The organism is Streptomyces niphimycinicus, assembly GCF_018883605.1.
Classification (GTDB): domain Bacteria; phylum Actinomycetota; class Actinomycetes; order Streptomycetales; family Streptomycetaceae; genus Streptomyces; species Streptomyces niphimycinicus.
In genome coordinates this window covers 1-1535 of sequence record NZ_JAHLEM010001232.1, presented here as the reverse complement: position 1 = coordinate 1535, position 1535 = coordinate 1, and the positions used below count along the sequence as shown (strand labels likewise).

Genomic DNA, 1535 nt, shown 5'->3' with positions numbered 1-1535 from the left:
CGCCCGGGCCCCGGCCGGACGGTCACCCGGCCGGGCACGCCCGCTGGCCGGGGGCCGCCTCCCCGCCCACACTGGGAGGGATGCGCCTGCGGACAACGGCGGTCGCGGCCGCCACCACCTTGCTGGGTGCCGGCGTGGCCGCGGTGGCGGCCGGACGGTACGCCACCGACGCTGCGCTGAAACCGGACTCCGACCGTCCGCTGCCCAACGAGCCCCCGCTCACCGTGCACGCGACCGCAGCCGGCCAGATCACCCTGACCCGCTCGCTCGCCTCGCTGCGCCCCGGCGTCTACGGCCTCACCGGCCGCTCCTGCCACGCTGTCGTCGGCCCCGTCATCGAGGACGCCCCGCACCCCGCCGACTGCGTGGTGCGCCGCCTGGAGCGGGTCACCCACGGCGACCTCACCCCCGGCACCCGGGTACGGCTGACCCCCCAGGTGTACATCGGCGATCCGCGGGACGCGCTCGGCATCGACCACGCCGACGTCGGCGTGCCCGGCGAACTCGGCCCGCTGCCCGCCTGGTTCATCCCCGGCGAACGCTCCACATGGGTGATTACCACGCATGGCCTCGGCACCACCTGTGAGCACCCTATGGTCGTCATGCCCTTCCTACGGCAGTTGCGGGTGCCGGTGCTCGACCTCGCCTACCGCGGGGACCCCGGCGCCCCCCGGCCCGATGACGGCATATCCCACCTCGGCGACACCGAATGGCGCGACCTGGACGCGGCCCTGCGCTACGCGGTGGCGTACGGGGCGACCGGGATCGTGCTGCACGGCTGGTCCATCGGCGCCTCGATGGCCCTCCACGCCGCCGCCAACTCCGCGCTGCGCCACCGCGTCCGCGGCCTCGTCCTGGACTCCCCGGTGCTCGACTGGCAGGCCACCCTGCGCGCCCTGGCCGCGGCCCGCGGCATCCCCGCGCCGCTGCTCCCGCTTGCCCTGCGGGCCGCCGAGGGGCGCACCGGGCTCCACGACCGCGTGCTTCCGGAGGTGGCCGATCCCGAGCGGTTGTCCGTGCCCACGCTCGTCGCCCACGGCCCCGACGACACCCTCGCGCCCTGGCACGCCTCGCGCGAATTCGCCGACCTCAGACGCGATCTGGTCACCCTTCATACGGTGCGGCGGGCCCCCCACGCGGCCATGTGGAACGCGGATCCCAAGGGGTACGAGGAGGCTCTGCGGCGCTTTCTGATACCGCTCCTGTAGCGCCCGTAAGACGATCGCGGAAGCGCGTGCGAGACGGCGCGGGAAGCGTTCGCGGGGCGGCGGCGCAGGCGTCCGTAAGTTGGCGCGAACCGTTCGCGGCGACCGCCGGACGGGTGCCGATTGGGCTTTCGGGCCGTCAGCGGCGAGACTGCTTCCGTGACGTCCCGTACTCCGCGCGACTCCCGGCTCCGACTCGTCCGCAACCGGCCGATGGCCACCGCCCGCCGGCCCGCGGTGAACCGCGGCTCAAGACCGGCGCCCCGCCCGCCGGAGGGCACTCCGCCCCCGGCGGAGCTGGCCCGGCGGGCCAGGGCGGGGCTCACCGGG

The 1535-nt window shown here is 75.6% G+C and carries 1 protein-coding gene; it reads left to right on the top strand.

Annotation, left to right across the window (positions count from 1 at the left end; genetic code table 11):
* Positions 1-80: 80 nt before the first annotated feature.
* Positions 81-1208 (top strand): alpha/beta hydrolase, encoded by a 1128-nt coding sequence (locus KN815_RS49040; protein ID WP_216348194.1) that lies wholly within the window; start codon positions 81-83, stop codon positions 1206-1208.
* Positions 1209-1535: the final 327 nt, after the last annotated feature.

Bases quoted from the DNA above. Each gene is read 5' to 3' on its own strand.
- KN815_RS49040 (WP_216348194.1), top strand. From the start codon at position 81: ATGCGCCTGCGGACAACGGCGGTCGCGGCCGCCACCACCTTGCTGGGT.